Here is a 24,857-nt window from a genome sequence, read left to right as displayed (position 1 = left end):
ATAACCACATTCTTAAAAAGGAAATATTATTTTCATTTTATTCTCTGCATTGGCATTCCATTTTATTTGCGACAAATTGCCGTGTGCATATTCTAAGATAAACTTACTTTTATACAGGTTGTTGGGGAAGAATTCTGTATTCTTAAATAACGACTTATCTTTATGTTGCCTGTCAATGGATATTATCCGATTATTTTCGTTGTAGAAGTATTCTTCTGCTATAAAATTTCCTTTGTTATCCATATTCAACATAGATATCATTTGTCCATCTTTTAATATTGCGTGCTGTATATAATCAATCTGCTCAACAATATTAAAGCTATAAACTATAATTTCCGAACTGCGATATTCAAAGAATATATATTGGGCGGGCAAATCGTAATTGTCGGTATAGCCATAAATAGCAACAACTTTATTTTCAGCATCTAAAAAATGCTGAAACTTACCACTCTTTTTTGTTGGCTCTTTAGCTAATTTTCGTCCTCTTTTAATATTCTTTCTTTCCATATCAAAAGGGTAAATTTCAAATAGGACTGATGTTCCCCAAATGCAATAAGAATATTCAAATTCTTTCTTCTGATTGAAGAGAGAAGAGATATCGCTGGAGAACAGATTTCTCAAAACTTTTTCTTGCTCTTCTATATTCATATAGCGTTACATTTATGTTACACCAAAGTTTATCGCTACAAATGTAGTAGTTTACTTTTATATGCCCTTATTTTGTTTTCATAATTTTATCTTCTTAACTGCTTTTTATTTGTTCGGTTGTCTAAGTTTCTTTACTTTTGTATGGTAATGAACTATAACGTGGTAATAAGAATACAAAAATAGTATATATGGATAAAATAGATGAGATAAAAAAAGAGATAGAAATTATTGATACGATTGATGATTCTAACATAAGTGATTTAGACGCATTGTGTGAAGACATAATAGAATTGAATAATGAAGGTTGGGATACAGCAATACTTATGGACCCACTTTTCAGAATTCTTGAGGAAAATTCTGATTTCGATTTTGGTATGCCTGGGCAAATAGTACACACGTTAGAAAAACATTATAAGAAAGGATTAGAAGAAGAATTATTTAAGTCGTTAAACAGAAAACCAACTTTTTATACGTTGTGGATGTTGAACAGAATAATAAACGGAACTTCTGATACTAAAGAAAAAGAAGGATATATGGAAATGCTGAAAAGTATTTTAAAGATGGAAATTCCAGATTATCTAAAAAAACAAGCGCAGCACTTAATAGATTTACACTCATAATATTATAAAAATATAGAAACGGCAATACGAATATGACCGCAGAAGAATTTGTAAGTAACGTAAAAGATGAAGTTTTTAAGGAAACGTTTGAGTATTATTTTAAAACGCTTCCTAATTCGATAGTTGGGACAGATAAAAATTGGAAAGCGAGCAAGGAATTATATCATAGTTTAAACGAAGAACAAAAACAACAAATGCAGACTTTTACAAAAATGGTTATGCAAGATGTGGTATCTATGATATTTGGAAAGTTAGATAATATTTCTTCATTTGCAAACCAAAAAGGCGATTTTGAACTTACAATAAACGGAAATGTGATAAGTGGAGACTTACAAGAGTTATTCTTGATGGGTATAGATAGTTGAGAACAATAAAAAAATTGTTGAGTTGGGGGAACTTTTAGCAGAAGTTAAAGTATGTGCTGCATAGTGGAATAGTTTTCAGATGAACAAAAATAAATGGTTGCATTTGAAACTGCACACTTTAATAACGTATAATAACAAGTTTCTTTGGATAAATATAGAGTTACATTCTGTTATGTTATAATTCGAATAATGAAAAAATGGATAGATAGGGCTGTTAAGCATTATAAATATGCTGAGCCTATTGATAGGGATGAGAGCGTAAAGACTTTTTTGAATATGTACGATCTTTATACCCAAAAAGAAGATTTGCGTAAGAATATAAAAACAGTACGATTGTGTTTATCTGGAATTCCAAATAGTACACATATTAAGGCTAAGAAACTTTTGTTTCAAGGAGATGAAGACTGTTGGAAATATTTTGAAAGAACAGCTGTATTTTTAACAAATGGTCATAGTAATGCCGATTGGATTGAGGAAATGAGCTTTCCTCTTGCGTATGCTTTATATGTAGAACGGAAAGACTTAATAGACCAATTGTTTGATTTTCTTTTATCTATATTGACAAACGAACAAAACTTGTCGGATAAGTATTTTAAGAAACAAAAACTGTATGCGAGTACGCAATTGATTCATTTTCTATTGGAGAAATGGCTTGGGTATAATCCGGTGAAAGAACTTGTTATGAACTATGGAACTGGTTATGGTATCTATCAAAAAATTATTGATAATTGGAAAGATCTTTCACAAATAGATAATAGTTATTGGGACGAACTGTGTGAATATCATTTGAAAGGTATAGGATTACAGCGTGGTGAGAAATGGGAAAATGAAGAGTTTTTGACCTCAGGAATGATTCCTATGGAGCTGATTAATTTGCAAAAGGTGCGCAAATATTTGGGATTAGATGTTCCTCAAATCAAAAACGAATTGTTTTCTACTAATATGGCAAAAAGTCCTAAGATTCCAACTGGATATAATGAAGATTTGGACGTAATGTTTCAGATAGTTTTCCTCACTATTCAAAACCAGCGGAAGTATACAATAGAGGAAGTGGTGGATTTGATAAAGAAAAAACATGGCAGTGATGTACAGATTATCTTTTAACCATCATTGAGTGATAAGACAGAAATACTTTTATTGTGAATTACTTAAACAGGAGACTTATTATTTACTATAAGCGTAACCATAAATAGATTTGTATATTTCGTATAAACAGATAGGAAGAATAATGATTCAATAGAGAGATATGTGGGAAAATTATAGAGGGTGATTGCTGTTTACTAAACAATCTAATAGAACAACTCAAATGTTTAGGAAAATTAGCTGGATATATTTACTCGTGTAACAGATATCTGTTGTATTCTTCTTAGGCATCAGTCTGTTTTGTTTTAGATATTAGTAGATTTTGATTTATACGCCTAAATTTTTAATTAGATATCGCACTGGTCCTGCCATATCTTTTAACGATTATAATTTGCTTTTATCGAATATTCTCTTTACATTTGCAATGGGTTGATGGTCGCATCGGTAGCGGGGCACCCGAAAGGCTGCATATTGCAAGGTTCAACTCCTTCGCCAATCTATTTAGGGGCTTTAGTCGCCTCTATTTTTTTTGTATTGTTTCGTAATCATATTTATTATTGCCTTAAACGTAGCCATATTTCAATCAATATTTAGTTAATATTCTGGCTTCACTTGTAGTATTTAAGCAATACTTATAGAGATTGAGTGTTATTTATGAAACACAAAAAAAAGCGAAAATCCTTTTTTTATTGGATTTCCGCTTGTTTTTTATGGGGTGGAAGGTGGGACTCGAACCCACGACATTCAGAACCACAATCTGACGCTCTAACCAACTGAACTACGTCCACCATATATTATTGCTTTAAAAAGCGATTGCAAAGTTACGAACTTTATTTGTTTTATGCAAATAAAATTCGCACTTTTTATTATTATTCATTATTTTGCAGGAGCTGCAGGAGCTTTTGTTGGCTGTCCTTGTGCTGCAGGAGCTGCTTGTTTTTGTTGACTTGCGCCAAAATTAGGTAGGTTATTTGGGTTTGTTGCTCCGTCGTCTTTTGTTGCTTTTTCGATTACACTTTGGTCTGTTGTTGCTTGTGGTGCAATACGAGTTGATATTACACTGAGCACAACCATAAAGATAGCGCAACCCCAAGTGAGTTTTTCAACAAAGTCGGTAGTTTTGCGGACACCCATAATGGCATTAGAAGAGGAGAAGTTTGATGATAACCCTCCGCCCTTAGATTCTTGAATTAGAACTACACCAATCATCAAGATAGCTGCAATAACGATGAGTATTACTAAAAGCGTATACATTTCTATGTTATTTTTTATTATTGTTTATTATTAATTTCTGTAGAAATCTAATTTGGTCTGCAAAGTAACGATTTTTTTTTGGATATACCAAATTTAATCGATTAATTATTTCCAAGGCTTTAGAATATCTTCCTTGTTTTATATATATACGTGCTAAAGTCTCAGTAAAATAGCCATTATCTTCTGTTGTAGCTATTTCCTCATCGGTTTCGTCTATGTCTTCTGGTTCGTATTCTGTGTTTTCTTGTAAGATAATTTTTCCGCCTTCGTTGTGAATAAAATTATCTATCAAGCTTTGTCCTCGTAATTCTGGTGTTTCATTTTCTTTCTTTTCTTCTTCTTTCGAGTTCATTAAGAAAGCCACATAGTCTACAGTTGCATCAATAGGAGTAGGCTTTCTGTGTTCTTTTCCTTCCTTTTCTGGAATATTGGGAATTTGTTCGAGGAAATTATCAATAAGTGATACTGTTCTATTGGTAGATATTTCTGTTTGTTCCTGACCTTTTGCAGGTTGTAGAACACTTTCTTGTGTTTTTTCGATATGTAGTTGACAATGTGCTGCCTCAACAAGATTAAAAAGCACTCTACGGTCTGTAATGTAGATAGCTGCACGTCGCAACTCTTCATCGAAAGTTGCATCGTGTAACAAGAATAAGTTTTTTAGAAGCAGTATACGAGCTGGTTGGTAGAACGGATAGATAGCTATAAGCTTCCGAAGATCGTATAATGTTTCCTTATTCAGTTCTTCTGGATAATTAAAATAATGCGCTATATCCATTTTTCTTTTGCTTTACAGAGTTTGTTTCAGTATTATTACCAATTAGCAACAGTTGCATTGAATATTTGTTCTGTCAAATCCTTTATCATTTGCTCTACCAATTCTTCTTGTACAGAATTTAAACTTCTAGTTGTATCGTAGCTTGCTGTTGCTGTAAACTGCTTTTCAAAATCCTCGTTATGGTTTGTGTTATTTACAAAACGTACGTTTACGGTTATAGACAATTCTGTTTGTGCAGAATAACCTTCGCTTGATACGCTTTTATTGCGTTGTTGATATTGTGTTATTTCGCCCTCTATCTTTAAATCGCCATTACGTTTCACCTGTTCCAAACGAGTATGATTGGCATACATATCTTTCAGTTTATTATTGAACATTGGTCCCATTGGTCCCCAAACATAAGCTGAACGAATAGGGAAATCGGCTATTTGGATAGTATGCACCTTAGTATAATTGATGCTTGCTCCATTAAATTTATAGCTCACAGAACAAGCTGTGAGTCCCATCAATGCTACTATTATATATATAAGGTGTATTTTTCTTAACTTATTTACTATCCAAACCATATTGTTTTATTCGTCTATAGAGTGTTCTATCGCTTATTCCTAATTCTTGTGCAGCCTTTTTCCTATTACCATTATTGCGTTCCAGAGCTTTCTCTACCATTTGTCTGCCCACATCACTCAGATTTAATATCTCGGGTTCTGATATTTCTTCTGCATCTGCAAATTCTACTAAACCATTTGAAGGAGATGTTTCTGATAATGTATGTTTGCGAGGGATAGGCATTGTGTTATGATGTTCTTCGGGCAAAGGTTCAAACCCTTGCGCTCCGTTTAATGCGCGTGTTTCTTCTAACTGTTTTCTAACATTGTTTAAATCACGTCGCAAATCGCTTACGTTACCACGTAATTCATACAATATTTGATATAGTATATCGCGTTCACTTTCGTAGTTATGCTCTCCATCTTTGCCTATAATTGCTAATTGTGTAGTGTCTGAATCGCGTGGAATAAAGTTGGTTAGCATCTCTGCAGTTATTTCACGTTGCTCACTTAGCACCGACATCTGTTCGGTAATATTCTTCAATTGTCGTACATTTCCCGGCCATTTATAGTGCAATAGTATCTTCTTTGCATCTTCAGACAATGTTATTTTTGGAAGATGGTATTTTTCTGCCATTTGCATAGCAAAGAGTCGGAACAGCAAAAGAATATCTTCACCACGGTCGCGGAGTGGAGGCATCTGGATAGGAATTGTGTTTAATCGGTAGAATAAATCCTCTCTAAATTTTCCTTCACTAACAGCTTTACGCATATTTACATTGGTTGCTGCCACTATACGTACATCAGTTTTACGTATATCTTGACCTCCCACTCTTATATATTCGCCAGTTTCTAATACGCGTAACAGTTTTGCTTGGGTGGCTAAGGGGAGTTCGCCTACCTCATCGAGGAAGATAGTTCCTTTGTTTGCTATACCAAAATATCCATCGCTTTCGCCAATAGCTCCTGTAAACGAACCTTTTTCGTGTCCGAAAAGTTCGCTATCAATAGTTCCTTCTGGTATTGATCCACAATTAATTGCAAAATATTTTTCTCGTCTTCGTGGCGAATTATCGTGAATGATATGAGGAATTATCTCTTTACCCACTCCGCTTTCGCCTACTATAAGTACAGACAAGTCGGTGGGTGCAACCTGCAATGCTATATCCAAAGCTCTGTTTAGTGCATCGCAATTGCCCACAACGTTGTAACGTTGCTTTATGTGTTGAAGTTCAATATTATTCATTCTGCTGACAAATTTACCTATTTATTTTTTAAATTCTGCAACTTTGGCAGAGTTTAACAAACTCTAAGAACTTTCTTTCCTATTTATTTGAAACGGCAAACAAGTGTCTTTGTCTATTTTAAATGGCGAATAATGATACGCTGTATTGTTACGATATTGTTATAAAAGATATAGGATTTCTCTATATTCATATCCTGTTTAAATTCTTATACAAATGGAATTATAATTATGCAACAACACTTTTGCAACGCAAAAGTATGGTTTTTACGTTGCAAAAGTATGGTTTTTAGCGTGTAAAATGGTGGTTTTTACAATATAAAAACTATGTCTTTTGTATTGCATTGATAGCCAAACTGTTAAGTGGAGCTACATTTCTGCTTCTATTTCTCCTTCTTTTTTTATGTCCTGGTTGGGTTTATAGGGGTGTGCTATAAAATTTCAACCTTAGCAAATGCTAATAATTCTGACCTCATTTCTCGTTATCTAAAAACTTTTGAGTAACTTTGTAGCATGAAGATAAAGCTTAATTGGAAAATGTTTATAGTCTTCTTTGGAATCATAGGGGGGCTTTACATAATAACAAAAAGTATCTTGATAACTTCTGGCATAATGGTTATCTTGTTACTTATAGACGGTTTCTTACGCGAATATGAACTGAAAAAACAAGGTAAAAAACAAGCAGAAGAAATTTTAAAAGAAATAGAACGAGATACAAAAGAAGAGAAAGAAAACGAAGAAGAAGGCACAAATTAAAAGATAAATATTAACAGAGTGATGGAGAAACTCGTAGAACTATACAGAAAATGGGCAGGTAGCGCTCCTGCAAATGTAGAAAAATTGGCAGGTGCAGGCAGTAATCGAGCATACTATCGCCTTACTGATAGTGAAGGAAAAACGGTAATTGGTGTTATAGGTACGAGTCGCGACGAGAACTATGCCTTTATTTATCTTGCCAAACACTTTGCTAAACGACAGTTGCCTGTGCCCCATGTGCTTGCTGTTTCTGTTGATGAAATGTGCTATTTACAGACCGATCTGGGTGTAATATCTCTTTTCGATGCTATTCGAGGTGGGAGAGAGGCAGGCGGACGATATAATTTAGCCGAACAAGAACTGTTACGCAAAACCATAAAAGAACTACCTAACTTTCAGCTTCGTGGGGCACGTGGGTTAGATTATAGCTATTGTTACCCCCAAGCAGAGTTTAACGAAGAGAGCGTTCTCTTCGATTTGAACTACTTTAAATACTGCTTTCTGAAAGCAACCGAAATAGATTTCCATGAACTAAAGCTACAAGCCAACTTCCGAATGTTTGCAAAAGACCTTACATCGGAGAAGATAGAAGCCTTTCAATATCGCGATTTCCAAGCACGCAATGTAATGCTCGATAGTAAAGGAAATCCTCACTTTATTGATTTTCAAGGCGGTCGTAAAGGTCCATACTATTATGACCTTGCCTCATTTTTATGGCAAGCAAGTGCAAAATATCCGTTTAAGTTACGTCGCGAATTGGTTTTCGATTATTATAACAGTCTGAAACATTTTACTGAAGTACCATCGAAACGCCATTTTGTTAATCGTCTTTCTCTCTTTGTACTATTCCGTTTGTTGCAAGTGTTGGGTGCGTATGGTTTTCGTGGCTACTTTGAACGAAAACAACACTTCATAGAATCCATTCCACCAGCCATTCAAAACCTCAGCGACGTATTAGATTTGGGTGAGAAAATGTTTCCTTATCCATATCTGTTTACATTGCTGCGGGAACTAACACAATTGCCACAATTTAAGAAGACGGTCCAAACTACAAAGAATAGAACCGATGGTTATAAAATCGCCGAGCAAGATGTGTACACAGCAAACCCATTAGACGGTCCCGCCACGTTCTCCAAATACGATGGAAAAGGTCCATTGGTGGTGCGGGTATTTAGCTTTTCTTTTAAGAAAGGCATTCCTGAAGACACTTCTGGTAATGGTGGCGGTTATGTATTCGATTGTCGTAGCACTCACAACCCTGGTCGTTACGAACCTTATAAGAAGATAACGGGACTTGATGAGGCTGTTATTCGTTTCTTAGAAGACGATGGTGAAATCGTAGAATTTCTTCGTCCAGTCTACGAACTCGCCGATCACCATGTAGAACGCTATATGCAGCGTGGTTTCACAAACCTTATGTTTTCGTTCGGGTGCACGGGAGGACAACACCGTTCCGTATATTGTGCTCAACATTTGGCAGAACATTTAAACAAAAAGTATGGTATAGAAGTGCATATTATACATCGCGAACAGGGTATAAAACAAACTTTAGCGAGAAGATAAAAGAGATTAAGAAGGTTATTCTCCTTGCTTTGGCACTTAACATATATAATTAAGGTTATAAGTTTATTTCTTTGCTGTCTGAGATTTAATTAGTAAATTTGCACGCATTAAAAGCAGAATACAATGCAATCAATGATATTTGCCGCCGGACTTGGCACGCGTCTGAAACCTCTTACCGACAAAATACCCAAAGCATTGGTAAGAGTTGGAGGCAAACCGCTTATAGAATATGCTCTTAAAAATCTGGTAGCAGCAGGTAGTAAGCGTATCGTGGTGAACGTACACCACTTTGCCAATCAAATCATTGAATATTTACAGCAGAACGATTTCGGTGTAGATATTTGTGTTTCTGATGAAACAGAAATGTTGCTTGATACAGGTGGTGGAATAAAAAATGCAGCACCATTTTTCAACACTAGCGAACCTGTACTTATTCATAACGTAGATATACTTAGCAATGTAGACTTACGTGCGTTATACAATTACGCTTGTGAAGCAGAAATAGAGCAAAAGGTTGATGCAGTTCTACTTGTAAGTTTAAGAAAAACGAAACGTTATCTTATTTTTAATAAGGATATGCGTTTAGTAGGATGGACAAATGTAGATACAGGCGAAGTGAAATCGCCATACGAAACCTTGCATGAACTCACCTTTACGCAACCTTACGACAATAACAACGTTACCAACGAACAGTATGGGTATACACTTTTTGCTTTCTCTGGAATACATGTTATAGGCAACAAAGTATTTGAAGCGATGAACGAATATTCTGCGAAATTCCCCATAATGGACTTTTATCTGCAGTATGCAAAGGATTTACACTTCGTTGGAAAGGTGAAAAACGACCTTAAACTTATGGATGTTGGTAAATTGGATACACTTGCAGCGGCTGATGCTTTCGTAAAACAATTAGGATATTAAACAGAACAACTATAATAAAATAGAAGAAATAACAATAAATAATATATGCAAAAGATCATCATTTTGGATTTCGGCTCACAAACAACGCAGCTAATTGGTAGACGATTGCGTGAATTAGACACATTTTGTGAGATACTTCCATACAACAAGTTTCCCAAAAACGATCCATCGGTGATTGGCGTTATACTCTCTGGTTCTCCCTATTCGGTTCATGATCCCGAAGCATTTCAAGTAGATTTAAACCAGTTTGTAGGGAAAGTCCCTGTACTTGGCATTTGCTACGGTGCGCAATACATTTCGCATAAAAACGGAGGTAAAGTAGAACAAACGGGTACACGTGAGTATGGACGTGCTAATTTAACTAGTGTGGACACAGAAAATCCACTGTTTCGCGGTTTTGATAGTAACTCTCAAGTATGGATGAGTCATGGTGATACCATTACAGACATTCCTTCAAACTGCAAAATTATAGCTTCTACGAGCGATGTGAAATTTGCTGCTTATGCTTCGACAACGCAACCTCTGTGGGCAGTTCAGTTCCATCCAGAGGTATTCCATACAGCACAAGGAACTCTTCTTTTAAAGAATTTTGTGGTAGATATTTGTGGTAGTAAGCAAGAATGGAGCCCCGCTTCGTATGTGGAAACAACCGTAAAAGAATTGAAAGAACAGTTGGGAAACGACCGTGTGATACTCGGACTGTCTGGAGGTGTTGATTCATCGGTATGTGCAACCTTGCTCAATCAAGCCATAGGAAAAAATCTTACCTGTATTTTTGTAGATCATGGTATGCTTCGTAAGAATGAGTTTGCAAAAGTAATGGAAGCTTATGAAGGCTTAGGATTAAACGTTATTGGTGTTGATGCATCAGAAAAATTCTTTAGCGACTTAGCTGGGGTTACTGATCCTGAACAAAAGCGCAAGATTATCGGTCGCGATTTTGTAGAAGTATTCAATGCTGAAGCTAAAAAAATAACCGATGCGAAGTGGTTGGCACAAGGTACAATTTATCCCGATCGTATTGAAAGTTTAAGCATTACGGGTATGGTTATCAAGAGCCATCACAATGTAGGAGGGCTTCCTAAGGAGATGAATTTGAAACTTTGCGAACCTCTACAGTGGCTTTTTAAAGACGAAGTGCGCCGTGTGGGCTACGAGTTAGGTATGCCAGAGCATTTAATAAAGCGCCATCCATTTCCAGGACCAGGTTTGGCTGTACGTATTCTTGGAGATATTACTCGTGAGAAAGTACGTATTCTGCAAGATGCTGATGACATTTACATCGAGAATATGCACAACTACATTTGTGAAGATGGAGAAGTTCTCTACGATAAAGTATGGCAAGCAGGCACCGTTCTATTGTCTACAATTCGCAGTGTTGGCGTTATGGGCGATGAACGCACCTACGAACATCCTGTAGCTTTGCGTGCCGTGACCAGTACCGATGCTATGTCTGCCGACTGGGCGCAACTTCCTTACGATTTTATGGCAAAAGTTTCGAACGAGATAATTAATAAGGTGAAAGGAGTAAACCGTGTTTGTTACGACATCTCTTCTAAACCACCTGCAACCATAGAGTGGGAATAAGTTATAGTAAGATACTAATATCTCAAGGAAAATGTTTAACTAAATAGTATATAAATATTAAAGGCGCACCATAAACGATGCGCCTTTGTTCTTTCTATTTTTTTCTTCCAGAAGTCCATATAAGTTATTATAAACAACCTATAAGTAACTTTTGAAGCCTTCTTCTTATTGTTTATTCTTTAATAAGTCGCGAATTTCACTTAGTAATTTTTCTTCATTCGAAGGTTCTGCAGGTGCTGCTGGTTCTTCTTTCTTCTTTGCAGAAATACTATTCATTACCTTTATCATTGAGAAAATACAGATAGCAATAATAAGGAAGTCTATAATATTCTGAATAAACATACCATATTTAACTTCTGCATCTCCAACCATTAGGCTCAATTTACTGAAGTCTACTCCTCCTGTTAATACACCGATAACTGGCATAATAACATCGTCTACCAATGAAGATACAATTTTCCCAAATGCGCCACCAATGATAACACCAACTGCCATGTCCATAACGTTACCACGCATGGCAAATTCTTTAAATTCTTTAAGGATACCCATAAATTAATTTTTTAGTAATGCCGCAAGAAAAAGCAATAATCTTATTTTGTTAATATAAGTCAAGTTATCCTGCAAACACTTTTTTATTTAATAATGTTTAATACTCTTTTCGGTTGCAAATATAAGAACTTTTTTGTAACTTTGCAGCATACGAGAGGTAAAAAGTTACTTTTCACTAGATTAGACTTTAGGTAATAATTAATTTTAGGTATTATAGTTTAGTATTCACTTTAAATAAAGACAAATGATTAAAATTGGTATTAACGGATTTGGCCGTATCGGTCGTTTCGTATTCCGCGCAAGTCTTGAAGAGGCAAACGCTAAAGAAGTAGTTGTAGTTGGTATTAACGACCTCTGCCCAGTGGATTATCTTGCTTATATGTTGAAGTATGACACAATGCACGGTATATTCAATGGTACTATCGAAGCTGATGTTGAGAAGTCTCAGCTTATAGTAAACGGTAACGTTATCCGTGTAACTGCAGAGCGCAACCCTGCTGATTTGAAGTGGGACGAAATTGGTGCAGAGTACGTAGTTGAGTCTACTGGTCTCTTCTTAACAAAGGAGAAGTCTCAAGCTCATATACAAGCTGGTGCTAAGTACGTTGTAATGTCAGCTCCTTCTAAGGACGACACTCCAATGTTTGTTTGCGGTGTTAACCACGATAAGTATGTAAAGGGTACTCAGTTTGTTTCTAATGCATCTTGTACAACAAACTGCTTGGCTCCTATCGCTAAGGTTTTGAACGATAAGTTTGGTATCAAAGATGGTTTGATGACTACTGTTCACTCTACAACAGCTACACAGAAGACTGTAGATGGACCTTCTATGAAGGACTGGCGTGGTGGTCGTGCTGCTTCTGGCAACATCATTCCTTCTTCAACAGGTGCAGCAAAAGCTGTGGGTAAGGTAATTCCTGAACTCAACGGTAAACTTACTGGTATGTCAATGCGTGTTCCTACATTGGACGTTTCTGTAGTAGACCTCACTGTAAACTTGGCTAAACCTGCTAAGTACGAAGAAATTTGTGCTGCTATGAAAGAAGCTTCTGAAGGCGAATTGAAGGGTATTCTTGGTTACACAGAAGATGCTGTTGTTTCTTCTGACTTCCTTGGCGACCCACGTACATCTATCTTCGATGCAAAGGCTGGTATTGCTTTGACTGATACTTTCGTTAAGGTTGTATCTTGGTACGATAACGAAATTGGTTACTCACACAAAGTTATCGAGTTGATTAAGCACATGGCGAAAGTTAATGGCTAAGTCTCTGATTTCGTAAGAAAACAATATTAAAATGCCATTCGGGTCTTGCCGAATGGCTTTTTTTTATTATTTTTGTGCGGTAAATGAACAAAATGCTTACGATAATAGGTCCAACTGCAAGTGGAAAGACAACTTTTGCTACTGCGTTAGCTGCCTCAATGGGGGCTGAGATTATTAGTGCCGATAGTCGCCAAGTATATAGGCGTATGGATATTGGCACGGGGAAAGACCTTGCAGATTACAAGGTGGACGGTATAGAAATACCTTATCATTTGATTGATATTGCGGAACCTGGAACAAAATATAATCTCTTTCAGTATCAGCAAGACTTTCTGGCTTCTTATACAGATATTATTGCACGTGGCAAACCTGTTATTCTGTGTGGTGGAACTGGACTTTATGTAGAAGCTGTGCTAAAGGGTTATGCTCTTTCTCCTGTGCCTCAGAACGATGCTTTGCGTGCTTCGTTAGTTGGAAAGTCGCTCGATGAACTTACCAATATACTTGTTGATTTAAAGAAAAGAAACCATTCGGCAATGCACAATCGTACCGATGTTGATACTAATAATCGTGCTATTCGTGCCATTGAGATAGAGACTTTTGAACTTGAGAATCCAACTCCTGACCGTTTAATGCCTGCTGTAGATTCTATTATTATAGGGGTAGATATTAGTCGCGATGAGCGTCGGCGCAAAATAAGTAAACGCTTGAAAGCACGATTAGATGGAGGTATGGTAGACGAGGTGCGGGCGTTACTCAATTCGGGTATTTCTGCCGATGACCTTATCTATTATGGTTTGGAATACAAGTTTGTTACACAATATATTATTGGCAAATTAAGTTACGATGAGATGTATCGTAACTTGGAGATTGCTATACATCAGTTTGCTAAACGACAAATGACATGGTTCAGAGGAATGGAACGGCGTGGTTTCAATATTCATTGGATTGATGCTGCAACACCATTGAATGAAAAAATAGCGTATGTGCAGGCTCTTTTGAAAGAGGTTTAGAAAGCAGAAAGGAATTTAATATAATATGGTAGACGAGAAGAGATGGGGCATACTTTATTGTCCAAAAGGTGGAGTTTTGAGTAGTCCACAAAAGCGTTGGGAACGTGTTGAGGCCTGTTTAAAGGCACATAATATTGACTTTGATATGGTTCAGAGTGAAAGTTCGGCTGGGGTTGATCGTCTAGTTCGTATGATGATAGGAAATGGATATCGTACTATTGTTATTTTTGGTGGCGACTCGGCACTTAACGATACTGTGAATTGCCTAATGCAAGAAAAGAGGGAGGTGCGCGAAAGTATTGCGTTGGGGGTAATTCCTAATGGTGTTATGAACGATTTTGCCCATTTTTGGGGCTTCGATGAAGACAATATTGAACAAACCATAGAGTGGCTGAAGGCTCGTAGGGTGCGTAAGATTGACCTTGGCTGTATTCGCTATAAGAATAGAGAAGGCGACAGTTGTCATCGCTATTTCCTGAATTGTATTAACATTGGACTTATTGCTACCATTATGAATCTACGTCGTCGCACTCGTAATTTGTTTGGTTCGCGTAGCCTTTCGTTCATCTTTTCGTTCATTCTATTGTTTTTCCAGCGTATGGAATTCTATATGCATCTTAAGATTAATACCGATGAGATAAAACGTAAGGTTACTACTGTTTGTATTGGCAATGCTCTCGGCTATGGACAAACGCCTAATGCGGTGCCGTATAATGGCTTGTTAGATGTGTCGGTGGTATATCACTCAGAGGTTACTCAGCTTTTTGAAGGTATTTATCTCTTCTTGCGAGGGCGATTCTTAAATTATAAAAGTGTGCACCCCTATCGCACACAAGAGGTTACGATGCATGTTGAACCGCGCACACTTGTTGGTATTGATGGCAGATTGATGCCGAAAACACCTGCTGGACCTTTCAAAGTAACTGTGGAAAAGGAAGTAATAAACTTCTTGATTCCTGCATAACAACTCCACAAAGCCTTATAGTAAATAGAGGCTTAACGGCTTAATTACTCTTCCATTCAGCATCTGTTGCTGATGTAAGTATAGTCTATTCTTCAACCAAAGCAATAGACTTTTTTTTGTATCACTATTCATTTCTTCCCAATTATTCATAAGCTTTTTAATAGAAACTTATAAGATTCTGTTGAATAGCTTATAAGCTTTTTGTAGATAGCTTATAAGCTTTTTATGGATAGCTTATAAGCTTTTTGTGAATAGCTTATAAGCTTTTTATGGATAGCTTATAAGTTTTTGGCAGAATATCTATAGTGTTTTGTTAAGAAATGACTGGTGTTAGTGGATAAACACACAAGTTTGCTGTGAGAGGGTGTAAGGTGTGCAGGTTCTACGATTGTAGCCGACAATGGCTTTATATAGTGGTTACGGGCAGATTTACAATATGCGCCGAATGCTGTAGGCGCATAAAAAAGAGAGTATATCGCTTGTTGGATATACTCTCCGTTTGTATTGTTACATATATTTTGTAAGAGTTGTGTTATGCCTTCTTGGGTGCAGTCTTCTTTGTGGTTGTTGATTTTGCCTTTGTGGTTGCAGTCTTTTTCTTTGGCTTCGCTGTTTTCGTGCTGTCTGTAGTTTGGTCTAACTTAGCACGCAGTTTGTCGCTTTCGTTTGCCAACTTCTCTGCTTTTGCTTTCAGCAATACAATTTCTTTGTCTTTTGTTTCCAATTCAGATTCCTGGTTGTGTATTGTTGTTAGCAGAGCATTTAGTTCTTCGTTGTCGATATCTGCTGGATAGAGTGCATTTACACGGCTCATAAAGTCGCCCAAAATGTTCATATAGTTAGTAAAAGCATCGAATGGTGTGCTATAAATACCACGGTCCACGCCCACTGGAACAGGTTTGGTGCTCATTGCACTGAAGTTATCGCTTGCTTGCAGATAGTCCCAATCTTGATTAATCCGGGGGTCGTTGGCAATGCGTACTCTGTCGGCAATGCTGTATAGTTTGTTGAATGCTTCGCGTTGCATTGGATTTCCGAGCCATGTGCTTATGTCTCGCTCTTCGTCTCGCCAGCTTAATGGATAGGGAACATCAAACTTGTCTACGCTTTTAACACGGTCGCATATCTCTGTAGGAGTAGAGAAGGTGATGCCACGTTGCCGAGCGCATTCGGGCAGGGCTTTAAAGAACTCTAATATGTTGCTATACAAAGGCTGTTCTATGCCTAAAGCTGTGAGGTTCATAAACAAGCCATAAATTTGTTCTTCAGCTGGTTGGTCGGCAATTTGGTTTATAAAATTGTCGGCAAATAGTGGATATCCCTGCCATTCCGAATTGTTGAAACGGAGCGAAATATCGTCGCTGAGTGTTACATCGCGCAGAATTAGTTTTAGTTGTGGAGCCAGTGCGCATTCGTAAAGATAGTGTGGGCTTCGCCACCCCAGCGCATGTTTAGCACCTTCGGTAATCATTCCCTTAAATTTCATATCTGCAGCCATTCTACCAATCTCATCACTATATATTAGAGAAGAGTTGCGCAACACTTTCGGTGTATATCCAAAGTATTCTTTTATCTTTTTGCTCTGTCTCTTTACTTCGGCTTTAAAGCTATCTTCATTTCCCAGCGATGCTAATCCGTGTGAATAGGGTTCGGCAAGAAATTCTACACAGCCGGTTTTGGCAAGTTCCTGTATTTTTTCTATTACTTCAGGCGCATATTGTTCTAGGCTTTCTATTCCAACGCCCGAAAGGCATAGTGCCACCTTAAAGTATCCGTTGCTATCTTTAATCATCTGCAGCAATGTGTCGAGAGCAGGTATATAGCTTCGCTTCACAATATCGGTAATGCTACGTTCGTTTTCAAAATCGTCGTAATAGTAATGGTCTGTTCCAATATCGAAGAATCGATAGCGGCGCAAATGTATAATTTGATGTATCTCGAAGTATAAGCAAATTGTTTTCATTGTCTGTTGTTTTAAATGTTGTTTAATTTAAGTAATGCTGTGTTGCGTTTATGTTTAACTGTTCCAGCCTAATGTGCGGAGATAAAGTTCGCGTATCCATGCTCCCACCTTCTCCCACGTAATGTTATTCACTTCGCGTATGCCTTCTTCTGCCAAGTAGTTAAACAAGCTTTCGTTGTGGCAAATAGAATAGATAGCATCAGCCATAGCCTCTATATCCCAGTAATCTAACTTTATGCAGTTATGTAGTATTTCGGCACAGCCGCTCTGTTTAGATATAATGGTGGGTGTACCACATTGCATTGCTTCTAATGGCGAAATGCCAAAAGGTTCGCTTACAGATGGCATAACATATACATCGGAATCTTTCAGACATTCGTACACCTGATCGCCTTTCATGAAACCAGGGAAGTGGAAACGGTCGGCAATACCACGTTCGGCAGCCAGCATAATCATTTGGTCCATCATATCGCCCGAGCCAGCCATACAGAAACGTACATTTCGTGTACGTTGCAATACCATATTGGCAGCTTCAATAAAATATTCTGGTCCTTTTTGCATAGTGATGCGCCCAAGGAAAGTAACTACTTTATCTTTACCTTTGTGCGATGGTCGAGGCATATCCAATATATCTTGACGCAATGGATATACCGCATTGTGCACCGTAAACACCTTGTCTGGATTTTGATAATAGTGTTTAATAACAATCTGTCGAGTAAGTTCCGAAACACACATAATGCAGTCAGCATTGTCCATTCCATCTTTCTCTATAGCATAAACAGTAGGATTAACCTTTCCACCCGACCTATCAAAGTCTGTTGCATGGATATGAATGCACAGAGGTTTACCCGATACTTTCTTTGCATAAATACCAGCTGGGAAAGTTAGCCAGTCGTGCGCATGAATAATATCGTAGTCTAACGTGCGAGCCACCACACCAGCAATTATAGAATAGTTGTTTATCTCTTCAGTCAAATTACCAGGATAACCGCCAGCAAACTCCATTGCACCAATGTCGTTTACATTCATATTGTTGAAGTCGGCATATATGTTATTGCGCAATTTGTAATATAAGTCTGTATCCATAATGTTGCCTAAACGTTGTCGCAAATAGCCATCGTCTATATCGCGATACACAATAGGCACACAGTTCATAGCAACAATATTGGCAAAAGTTTTATCTTCGTCGCCAAATGGATGTGGCAAGCATAGTGTAGTTTCTATGTCGCCTTGTACGTGTAAGCCTTCCGAAATACCAAAATTAGCAGTGGCTAGTCCGCCATACACATGTGGTGGGTATTCCCAACCGAACATTAATACTTTCATATTGTATCCTCCTAACTTTAATATTTATACTTTTCGAGCAGTGCTAATGTGCGTAACACTCCACCAACATTCATTGCAAACGATATGGCACCACGACCATTGAATGGTGGGTTACCATCGAAGAATTCTGGAATAGTGCCTAAGCAGTGGTTCACCACCTCGTCTTCGTATCCTATTAGTTGTCGTTCAACGAAACTCAACCGGGTGCGTTTGTATAGTTTTAAACAAGCCTCAAGATAGAAGCACCCCAGCCAAGGCCATGCAGTTCCTTGGTGGTACACACGCGTGCGATATTCTTTGTCGCCTACACAGATAGGTGTGTATCCTCCGCTTTTTGGTGAGAGCGAACGTAACCCTTTCGGTGTGAGTAGTTCGCGTGTACAAATGTCTATTACGTTTCGTTTTTGAACTTGATCTAATGGTGAGTAATCGAGTGCTGCAGCCATTATCATATTTGGACGAACACTCCAATCAATCATATTGCCATCTACATAATCGTATAGATAGCCATAGTTGTTTAAGAATGTGTTTACAAATGAATCTTTGCAAGTGGTTGCTATTGCTTCTAAATGTGCTGCATATTCTGCTTTTGGTGTTTCGCTAAATAGCCATGCTACAAACTTCAGTGCGTTATACCAGAGTGCATTAAACTCTACAATATAGCCTGAGCGCGGATTTACTGGTTTATCGTCTATTGTACCGTCCATCCATGTTATTGGTTTGTTTTTACCATCTGTAAACAGCAGTCCATTTGTTTCCAAAGATAGATTGGGGTGTTGTCCGCTTTCTATATAGTTCATTAAGTCGTACAACAAATCTGCATAGAGTTTTATGCAATTGTCCTTTCCTGCTTCTTTAGCATACTGCTGAATAGCCCAAATGCCCCATAGAGGTACATCAGGTTGTTCTATACCTTCTATATCTACTGTTAGCGGTTCGTTATTCATAAACTCGCGCAAACCTCGTTCCGCAGTTTTCATAACCAACTCGAAATAGTCTTGTTCTTCTATGTTGAGTGTTAATCCTGGTAATGCTATAAACTGGTCGCGAGCTCTGCACTTAAACCACGGATAACCTGCAAGTATATAGCGGTCGTCGTTTTCTTTTCGGTTATGAAACTGGTGAGCTGCATTTACTAAACAATGAAAGAAGTTATCGCGTGGCTGGCGTGCCTCTACTTCTTTATCGAAGAGTCGCTTAAGGGTTGATGATTTAATTTCTGATGTTGAACCTGAAAAAACAATGCTTTCTCCTTTTCGTATCTTCATCTCGAAATAGCCAGGAACATACAAATCTTCATCTGAATGATAGCCACGAACCTCTTCTTTTGGATATTCTAAACCTCTGTACCAATAAGGTTCGTAATGAAATTCGTTGTCTTTAGAGAATTGCATATACAAATGGGGATATCCGTTGTAGAGACAAGTTGCTATTCCGTTTTCAACATTATGAAACTCACGGTTTATTGCAGCATTCTCGTGTGTAAATTCTCGCACGCTTCTAAATGCGAGGAATGGGCGAAACTGTAATAGGGTTGTTCCTTGCCCATCTAACAAAGTGTAACGCACAAGTATGCGGTCTTCATAGTGTTGGAACACCACTTCTTTTTTTAACACGGCGTTACCTACTCTATATATAGTTGTGGGAACTCTATCGCAATCGAACTCACGAATATATTTATGCCCATTCGGACTGAAGTTTCCACCATGGTATTTATGCAGTCCTAAGTTAAAAGCTGCGCCATGTTGTATTACCGTTGCATCGAGCGAACTCAGCAACACATGGTTTTCTTTGTCGAGTTCTGGCACTGGTACCACTAATAGTCCATGATATTTTCGGGTGTTGCAATCTACAATGGTCGAGCACGAATATGCTCCCGACCTATTGGTGCGTAATAGCTCTCTTGGTAGCGAATCTTGTAGGTTCGTCATCGAGGCCTTTTCAAATTTAAGGTATCCCATACTCTTATCGCTTTTTGTCTATATTTAGTTGTTAGAAGCTTTATTTTGTGTTGTAAACACATTATACTTGTACTATCGTCCAAAGTTACACATTTTATTTGTAAACAAGTATTTTATTACTTTTTTTTAACCCAAATAATTGTCTTGTCTTATTTTGTTATTTAGAACTTGAAAAGATGGATTAACTTTAATGACTGTATAAAGAGATACAACCTTATGTTTTTATTGAGTCTATATTAGCAGTAAAGGTAGAACAGATTCTATTGTTTATAAAAATATGTCTGCTCTATAGTAAGAATATAATTTTAAGTTTTTTCTGATGAGGCGTATACAGACTATTATTCGTTACAAGAAAGCAGAATGAAAGGTTCTGTAGGAAATAGATGCGAAAATTATAAACAGTTTCTGAAGTTACTCACAAATGAAATAAAATAAAGCTGGTATTTGTTGCTTTTGTTTCAGATATCTGTAATGTTCGTCTCAGATATCTGTCACGTTCGTTTCAGATATCTATCAGTTGCGAATTAGATATCACAAAAAACTACGACCTTTATGATTCTGTATTATAGTGCCTAAAAGATTTTTTTTTAGATGATAATTATGACATTCTTTATTCTATACAGTATTAATTTATATATTACTATAATTTGTTGAATAGTAATATATTGCTTAAAAATTCATAGTATAGGAGTGTAACTCTTCACAATAGCCTTCTTTTCTATTGAGCTGAACTAAGGTATTCGTATTGTAATGGAAATAACAAAAAAAGTCTTGCTATTCCATATAAGAACAGCAAGACTTTTTTATTTATTAGAGCATTTCAGAACAACAGTTCTGTTTTCTTCGGTCAGAATAATATTACTCAGACAATGGCACTGCAAAGTATGCTTTCTTTCCTGTAGGATAAATACCCTGAATGTAGAGTACAGGATCGCTGCTGGTAGAGGCAGACTTAACAATCTTCTGCAATGCATCGATTGAATTGACAGTCTGGTCGTTTATCTTCTGAATAATAAAGCCACGGTTGATTCCCGCATTACGCAAAGCGCCACTATTCACTTTCAATACTTCAAGACCATATTTAATGTTCAATTGTTTCTGCGTAGCCTCAGTAACAGGGCGGAACTGTCCACCAAGCACATCAATATCAGCTTGTTCTATAGGTTTTGTAGTGCCTTGTGCATTCTTTAGAGTAACAGCCTTTGTTATCTCTTTTTTATTGCGCAAGAATGTTATTGTAGCCTTGTCGCCAGGACGTTTGCTATTGAGAAGTTGCTGCAGTTCAGCCATCTTCGTTACTTTCTTACCATCGAACTTAGTAATAACATCTTTGCTCTGCAATCCAATCTCTGCACCGTTACCATCTTCGTTTACCTTGTCTACATAAACGCCTTCATTTGTACCAAGATCTACGTTCTTTCCTTCTTCTTTCTGTGCATTAATATAATTAATAACGTCGCCACCTTGAATACCTAACATTACACGTTGCACGCTACCATACTTCTTAATGTCTTCTACCACTTTATTCATAATGGCTGTTGGAATAGCAAAGCCATAACCACTGTAGGCACCTGTCTGCGAATAAAGCATTGCATTAATACCCACCAATTCGCCTTGAACATTAACCAATGCGCCACCAGAATTACCTTGGTTAATAGCAGCATCTGTCTGAATAAAACTTTCAACACCTTGTGTTGCGCCAAGTCCGCGAGCCTTTGCACTAACAATACCAGCCGTAACAGTGCTGTTAAGGTTGTAAGGGTTACCTACGGCAATAACCCATTCACCCACTTTCAGATTGTCGGAGTTACCAATAGGCAAAGTAGGAAGGTTCTTTGCATTCACCTTAATCAAAGCAAGGTCAGTACTCTTGTCTGTTCCTACTACACGAGCAGAGAATTCACGGTTGTCGTTCAGAGTAACTGTTAGCTCATCGGCGCCTTCTACAACGTGATTGTTTGTTACGATATAACCATCGGGCGATATAATAACACCACTACCCGTTATGCTTCGTTTTGGTGTTTGTATTTGCTGCTGACGTGAACCGCCACCAGGATTACCGAATCCAAAGAAGTCGAAGAATCCACCGAATGGGTCGTCAGGTACTTCTACGGTTTGTGTTTTTGAGTTCTGTGCATTCTTAATGTGTACAACAGCAGGCAATGCCTTTTCAGCAGCATAAGTCAGGTCTACAGGTTGTCCTGGAGTACTTACAGGTGTTTCTGCAGCATACACTTTGATGAAAGCCCCTGTTGAGAAAGTCAGTGCAAGCACGCAAGCCGCACTAACACAAATTTTTTCAATCTTCTTCATATTTCTCTTATCTTATAAATATTAATATTATTGTTGTTACAATCTAAACGAATCATTCACATTTATCAGTTAGAAAGCTCGCATTCATTACACTATTAGTTAGTTTTACCTACGCTTTCGGCACTAATAGTCGTGAAAGCGAATGCAAATATAAGCCCAAAATATGGAAATGTGCTAATCTGTCAGTTTTCTTTATTCGTATTTAACAATTAGAAAAAGCAGCTTAACCAATATTTATTAGATTATTAGTGTTTTTTACATTCGTTCAATGTATAGCATCTATCGTAAATAAAAAAAGAGCTAAGCCTATCGTAGCTTAGCTCTTAAGTCTTAAATGTCCAAGTCTGGTGCTTTCTCTGCACCTTCTGCTGCTGCAAACTTTGTCATCTTTTCGAAACCAAACATGCCAGCTAACAACGAGTTAGGGAAGTGTCTGACTGTCTGATTGTATGCTTGCACAGACTCATTATATTTCTTTCGTGCTTCGTTTATACGGTTCTCAGTCCCTTCTTCTTGTATTTGCAGGGCTTTGAAATTCTCACTTGCTTTCAACTCTGGGTAAGCTTCCGCTACAGCTATTAATCGAGAGAAGGCCTGTGCCACCTGGTTTTGTGCCATTTCAAATTGTTTCATCTTTTCAGGTGTCAAATTGTCAGCATCAAGATGAATTTGTGTCGCAGCATTGCGTGCCTTTGTTACTGCATCGAAAGTTTCTTTTTCATGCTTTGCATACGCTTTTACAATTTTTACCAGCTGTGGCATCATATCGGCTCTACGTTGATATTGTGCCTCTACATTACTAAGAGCAGTTGTTGCCGCTTCTTGTTTGTCTACCATTCCGTTGTAGCCAGAAAAGGCCCATAAACCTATTATAACTACAATTGCAATTACAATTAAAAGTGCTTTATTCTTCATATCTTTTTATTTAAATATTATATTTCCCACCTTATATATATACCTTATATATATGTCCACATATACATTTATGTTACCAGCCACCACCAGCACCGCCGCCACCAAAGCTTCCTCCGCCGAAACTTCCTCCAGAAAAACCTCTACCAAAGAAACTATCGTTTAAGTGTCCAGGATTACCCCAGAATATGAAAGGACCACCGCCCCCATTTCTACCACCGCGTCCATTATTGTTTTTACCTTTTATTGACCATATAACCCAAAAGAAAACAACAGCACCAATAATGCCTATTGCTATTGCAGTCTCTATTGGCTCTTCCTGTTTGTCGAGCCCTGTACTTCCTGTTTTAAACTTATTATAAACAGCTTTCGCAGTAGACAGCATTGCCTCGTCTACATTTCCTTTTCTCATATTTTTAACGATACAAGCTCTTGCTATGTCATCGCATTCAACGTCAGTTAGGTCTCCTTCTAATCCCTCACCCGGCGCAATAAAGTATTTTCTATCGTCTACGGCTACTACAACTACCAATCCTCTGTCGGTATTTTTGTTGCCTACACCATACTTATTTCCAATATCCTGTGCAACTCGGAAAGGATCACTATTCTCAACGTGCGATACAACAACAAATACTACTTGTATTTTTGCTTCTTTTTCCAATTTCCCTATGTAGTAATTGGTGGAATCGCGCATAGCATTAGACATTAAACCCTCAGGATCGCAGACATATTGTCTTGCATCTTGAAGATGCACCATTGGTATATTGTTGGCATTCCAATCTTTTGCTGTTGCCTGTAGCGTAAAGATAGAAAAGAGAAATGCACATAATGTAAATATCGCTTTGTTCATACTTGCAAAGATAACAAAAAAAGATAGAACGAAAAGATTTTGCTAAAATATTAAGACAATACTTGTATTAATTAAATGAGAAAATAACATCTAATAGATTTTTATAAGCATCTGAGATGGATTATTTGTTTGTCATATAAGCCATTTGTTTTGCCAATAAACTGTAAATACTGTTTATAATATCTCCATTTCTTTTCTACAGAGCCTCCATTTACTCATTCTACCGAATATCAGCTTAAAAATAAAACAAAACAAGATAAATGTTGGACATTACTTTATTTTCTAAATAGTGTTTGAAAGTAAATTCACTTTGTTTTTTGTGATATAGATGCCAAAATAGCTATACAATATGTATAGAAATATACCTTTTGACAAGTCT

At 37.3% G+C, this 24,857-nt stretch carries 22 protein-coding genes and 1 tRNA gene; 10 read left to right on the top strand and 13 right to left on the bottom strand.

Annotated features, from left to right (window positions below):
* Positions 1–12: 12 nt before the first annotated feature.
* Positions 13–648 carry a hypothetical protein gene (locus DX009_RS07230; RefSeq protein ID WP_115083523.1) on the bottom strand — a complete coding sequence of 212 codons (636 nt, stop codon included), beginning with the start codon at positions 646–648 and terminating at the stop codon, positions 13–15.
* 188 nt (positions 649–836) lie between these two features.
* Between DX009_RS07230 and DX009_RS07225 the strand changes: the two genes are divergently transcribed.
* From DX009_RS07225 to DX009_RS07215, 3 genes are all read left to right on the top strand, one after another.
* Positions 837–1,268 carry a hypothetical protein gene (locus DX009_RS07225; RefSeq protein WP_115083522.1) on the top strand — a complete coding sequence of 144 codons (432 nt, stop codon included), beginning with the start codon at positions 837–839 and terminating at the stop codon, positions 1,266–1,268.
* A 32-nt stretch (positions 1,269–1,300) separates the two neighbouring features.
* Positions 1,301–1,633 carry a hypothetical protein gene (locus tag DX009_RS07220; RefSeq protein ID WP_115083521.1) on the top strand — a complete coding sequence of 111 codons (333 nt, stop codon included), beginning with the start codon at positions 1,301–1,303 and terminating at the stop codon, positions 1,631–1,633.
* Between the two features lie 189 nt (positions 1,634–1,822).
* Complete coding sequence (locus DX009_RS07215) at positions 1,823–2,737, top strand: hypothetical protein (protein WP_115083520.1); 915 nt, start codon at positions 1,823–1,825, stop codon at positions 2,735–2,737.
* 690 nt (positions 2,738–3,427) lie between these two features.
* Here DX009_RS07215 and DX009_RS07210 read toward each other — a convergent pair.
* The 5 genes from DX009_RS07210 to DX009_RS07190 form a co-directional block, all read right to left on the bottom strand.
* Positions 3,428–3,504: transfer RNA gene (locus DX009_RS07210), tRNA-His, on the bottom strand.
* A gap of 88 nt (positions 3,505–3,592) precedes the next feature.
* Positions 3,593–3,970 carry a preprotein translocase subunit SecG gene (gene secG, locus DX009_RS07205; RefSeq protein WP_006044503.1) on the bottom strand — a complete coding sequence of 126 codons (378 nt, stop codon included), beginning with the start codon at positions 3,968–3,970 and terminating at the stop codon, positions 3,593–3,595.
* Positions 3,971–3,977: 7 nt separating this feature from the next.
* On the bottom strand, positions 3,978–4,748 hold the full coding sequence (locus DX009_RS07200; protein WP_115083519.1) for a tetratricopeptide repeat protein: 771 nt from the start codon (positions 4,746–4,748) through the stop codon (positions 3,978–3,980).
* A gap of 35 nt (positions 4,749–4,783) precedes the next feature.
* A complete protein-coding gene (locus DX009_RS07195; protein WP_370992415.1) occupies positions 4,784–5,254 on the bottom strand; it encodes an LptE family protein in 471 nt (156 codons plus the stop codon).
* A 40-nt stretch (positions 5,255–5,294) separates the two neighbouring features.
* Complete coding sequence (locus tag DX009_RS07190) at positions 5,295–6,539, bottom strand: sigma-54 interaction domain-containing protein (protein WP_115083518.1); 1,245 nt, start codon at positions 6,537–6,539, stop codon at positions 5,295–5,297.
* A 609-nt stretch (positions 6,540–7,148) separates the two neighbouring features.
* Here DX009_RS07190 and DX009_RS13520 point away from each other — a divergent pair.
* The 4 genes from DX009_RS13520 to guaA all read left to right on the top strand — a co-directional run bounded on the left by DX009_RS13520 (position 7,149) and on the right by guaA (position 11,363).
* The gene (locus tag DX009_RS13520; RefSeq protein WP_245944603.1) at positions 7,149–7,292 is read left to right on the top strand and encodes a hypothetical protein; all 144 of its coding nucleotides are present in this window, start codon (positions 7,149–7,151) and stop codon (positions 7,290–7,292) included.
* A 21-nt stretch (positions 7,293–7,313) separates the two neighbouring features.
* A complete protein-coding gene (locus tag DX009_RS07180) occupies positions 7,314–8,855 on the top strand; it encodes a RapZ C-terminal domain-containing protein (protein ID WP_115083517.1) in 1,542 nt (513 codons plus the stop codon).
* 123 nt (positions 8,856–8,978) lie between these two features.
* The gene (locus DX009_RS07175; RefSeq protein WP_115083516.1) at positions 8,979–9,776 is read left to right on the top strand and encodes a nucleotidyltransferase family protein; all 798 of its coding nucleotides are present in this window, start codon (positions 8,979–8,981) and stop codon (positions 9,774–9,776) included.
* Positions 9,777–9,821: 45 nt separating this feature from the next.
* Positions 9,822–11,363 (top strand): glutamine-hydrolyzing GMP synthase, encoded by a 1,542-nt coding sequence (gene guaA / locus DX009_RS07170; RefSeq protein WP_115083515.1) that lies wholly within the window; start codon positions 9,822–9,824, stop codon positions 11,361–11,363.
* A gap of 165 nt (positions 11,364–11,528) precedes the next feature.
* Here the strand turns inward: guaA and mscL are convergent, their stop codons facing one another.
* On the bottom strand, positions 11,529–11,912 hold the full coding sequence (gene mscL / locus DX009_RS07165; protein ID WP_006044512.1) for a large-conductance mechanosensitive channel protein MscL: 384 nt from the start codon (positions 11,910–11,912) through the stop codon (positions 11,529–11,531).
* Positions 11,913–12,156: 244 nt separating this feature from the next.
* On the opposite strand from mscL, the gene gap reads away from it, so the two are divergent.
* The 3 genes from gap (at position 12,157) to DX009_RS07150 (ending at position 15,153) form a co-directional block, all read left to right on the top strand.
* Entirely contained in the window at positions 12,157–13,176 is a 1,020-nt protein-coding gene (gene gap / locus DX009_RS07160) for a type I glyceraldehyde-3-phosphate dehydrogenase (protein WP_115083514.1), read from the top strand.
* Positions 13,177–13,259: 83 nt separating this feature from the next.
* Positions 13,260–14,189 carry a tRNA (adenosine(37)-N6)-dimethylallyltransferase MiaA gene (gene miaA, locus DX009_RS07155; RefSeq protein ID WP_115083513.1) on the top strand — a complete coding sequence of 310 codons (930 nt, stop codon included), beginning with the start codon at positions 13,260–13,262 and terminating at the stop codon, positions 14,187–14,189.
* Positions 14,190–14,214: 25 nt separating this feature from the next.
* Positions 14,215–15,153 carry a diacylglycerol/lipid kinase family protein gene (locus tag DX009_RS07150; protein ID WP_115083512.1) on the top strand — a complete coding sequence of 313 codons (939 nt, stop codon included), beginning with the start codon at positions 14,215–14,217 and terminating at the stop codon, positions 15,151–15,153.
* A gap of 532 nt (positions 15,154–15,685) precedes the next feature.
* Here DX009_RS07150 and DX009_RS07145 read toward each other — a convergent pair.
* The 6 genes from DX009_RS07145 to DX009_RS07120 form a co-directional block, all read right to left on the bottom strand.
* Positions 15,686–17,116: a glycoside hydrolase family 57 protein gene (locus tag DX009_RS07145; RefSeq protein WP_115083511.1), complete on the bottom strand. Its 1,431-nt coding sequence runs from the start codon at positions 17,114–17,116 to the stop codon at positions 15,686–15,688.
* 54 nt (positions 17,117–17,170) lie between these two features.
* Positions 17,171–18,442 (bottom strand): glycosyltransferase family 4 protein, encoded by a 1,272-nt coding sequence (locus tag DX009_RS07140; RefSeq protein WP_115083510.1) that lies wholly within the window; start codon positions 18,440–18,442, stop codon positions 17,171–17,173.
* 17 nt (positions 18,443–18,459) lie between these two features.
* Positions 18,460–20,403 (bottom strand): glycogen debranching enzyme N-terminal domain-containing protein, encoded by a 1,944-nt coding sequence (locus DX009_RS07135; protein WP_115083509.1) that lies wholly within the window; start codon positions 20,401–20,403, stop codon positions 18,460–18,462.
* Positions 20,404–21,261: 858 nt separating this feature from the next.
* Positions 21,262–22,716, bottom strand: a complete 1,455-nt coding sequence (locus tag DX009_RS07130) for a trypsin-like peptidase domain-containing protein (protein WP_115083508.1) — start codon at positions 22,714–22,716, stop codon at positions 21,262–21,264.
* A gap of 330 nt (positions 22,717–23,046) precedes the next feature.
* A complete protein-coding gene (locus tag DX009_RS07125; protein ID WP_006044521.1) occupies positions 23,047–23,631 on the bottom strand; it encodes a LemA family protein in 585 nt (194 codons plus the stop codon).
* Between the two features lie 73 nt (positions 23,632–23,704).
* Positions 23,705–24,478, bottom strand: coding sequence for a TPM domain-containing protein (locus tag DX009_RS07120; protein WP_115083507.1), 774 nt, complete (start codon positions 24,476–24,478; stop codon positions 23,705–23,707).
* Positions 24,479–24,857: the final 379 nt, after the last annotated feature.

It is taken from the genome of Prevotella pallens (assembly GCF_900454935.1).
Taxonomy (GTDB): Bacteria; Bacteroidota; Bacteroidia; order Bacteroidales; family Bacteroidaceae; genus Prevotella; species Prevotella pallens.
This window is presented reverse-complemented; position numbering and strand designations above follow the sequence as displayed.

Coding starts and splice junctions, on each gene's coding strand:
- DX009_RS07230 (WP_115083523.1), bottom strand. CDS start 648: ATGAATATAGAAGAGCAAGAAAAAGTTTTGAGAAATCTGTTCTCCAGC.
- DX009_RS07225 (WP_115083522.1), top strand. CDS start 837: ATGGATAAAATAGATGAGATAAAAAAAGAGATAGAAATTATTGATACG.
- DX009_RS07220 (WP_115083521.1), top strand. CDS start 1,301: ATGACCGCAGAAGAATTTGTAAGTAACGTAAAAGATGAAGTTTTTAAG.
- DX009_RS07215 (WP_115083520.1), top strand. CDS start 1,823: ATGAAAAAATGGATAGATAGGGCTGTTAAGCATTATAAATATGCTGAG.
- secG (WP_006044503.1), bottom strand. CDS start 3,970: ATGTATACGCTTTTAGTAATACTCATCGTTATTGCAGCTATCTTGATG.
- DX009_RS07200 (WP_115083519.1), bottom strand. CDS start 4,748: ATGGATATAGCGCATTATTTTAATTATCCAGAAGAACTGAATAAGGAA.
- DX009_RS07195 (WP_370992415.1), bottom strand. CDS start 5,254: ATGGGACTCACAGCTTGTTCTGTGAGCTATAAATTTAATGGAGCAAGC.
- DX009_RS07190 (WP_115083518.1), bottom strand. CDS start 6,539: ATGAATAATATTGAACTTCAACACATAAAGCAACGTTACAACGTTGTG.
- DX009_RS13520 (WP_245944603.1), top strand. CDS start 7,149: ATGGTTATCTTGTTACTTATAGACGGTTTCTTACGCGAATATGAACTG.
- DX009_RS07180 (WP_115083517.1), top strand. CDS start 7,314: ATGGAGAAACTCGTAGAACTATACAGAAAATGGGCAGGTAGCGCTCCT.
- DX009_RS07175 (WP_115083516.1), top strand. CDS start 8,979: ATGCAATCAATGATATTTGCCGCCGGACTTGGCACGCGTCTGAAACCT.
- guaA (WP_115083515.1), top strand. CDS start 9,822: ATGCAAAAGATCATCATTTTGGATTTCGGCTCACAAACAACGCAGCTA.
- mscL (WP_006044512.1), bottom strand. CDS start 11,912: ATGGGTATCCTTAAAGAATTTAAAGAATTTGCCATGCGTGGTAACGTT.
- gap (WP_115083514.1), top strand. CDS start 12,157: ATGATTAAAATTGGTATTAACGGATTTGGCCGTATCGGTCGTTTCGTA.
- miaA (WP_115083513.1), top strand. CDS start 13,260: ATGAACAAAATGCTTACGATAATAGGTCCAACTGCAAGTGGAAAGACA.
- DX009_RS07150 (WP_115083512.1), top strand. CDS start 14,215: ATGGTAGACGAGAAGAGATGGGGCATACTTTATTGTCCAAAAGGTGGA.
- DX009_RS07145 (WP_115083511.1), bottom strand. CDS start 17,116: ATGAAAACAATTTGCTTATACTTCGAGATACATCAAATTATACATTTG.
- DX009_RS07140 (WP_115083510.1), bottom strand. CDS start 18,442: ATGAAAGTATTAATGTTCGGTTGGGAATACCCACCACATGTGTATGGC.
- DX009_RS07135 (WP_115083509.1), bottom strand. CDS start 20,403: ATGGGATACCTTAAATTTGAAAAGGCCTCGATGACGAACCTACAAGAT.
- DX009_RS07130 (WP_115083508.1), bottom strand. CDS start 22,716: ATGAAGAAGATTGAAAAAATTTGTGTTAGTGCGGCTTGCGTGCTTGCA.
- DX009_RS07125 (WP_006044521.1), bottom strand. CDS start 23,631: ATGAAGAATAAAGCACTTTTAATTGTAATTGCAATTGTAGTTATAATA.
- DX009_RS07120 (WP_115083507.1), bottom strand. CDS start 24,478: ATGAACAAAGCGATATTTACATTATGTGCATTTCTCTTTTCTATCTTT.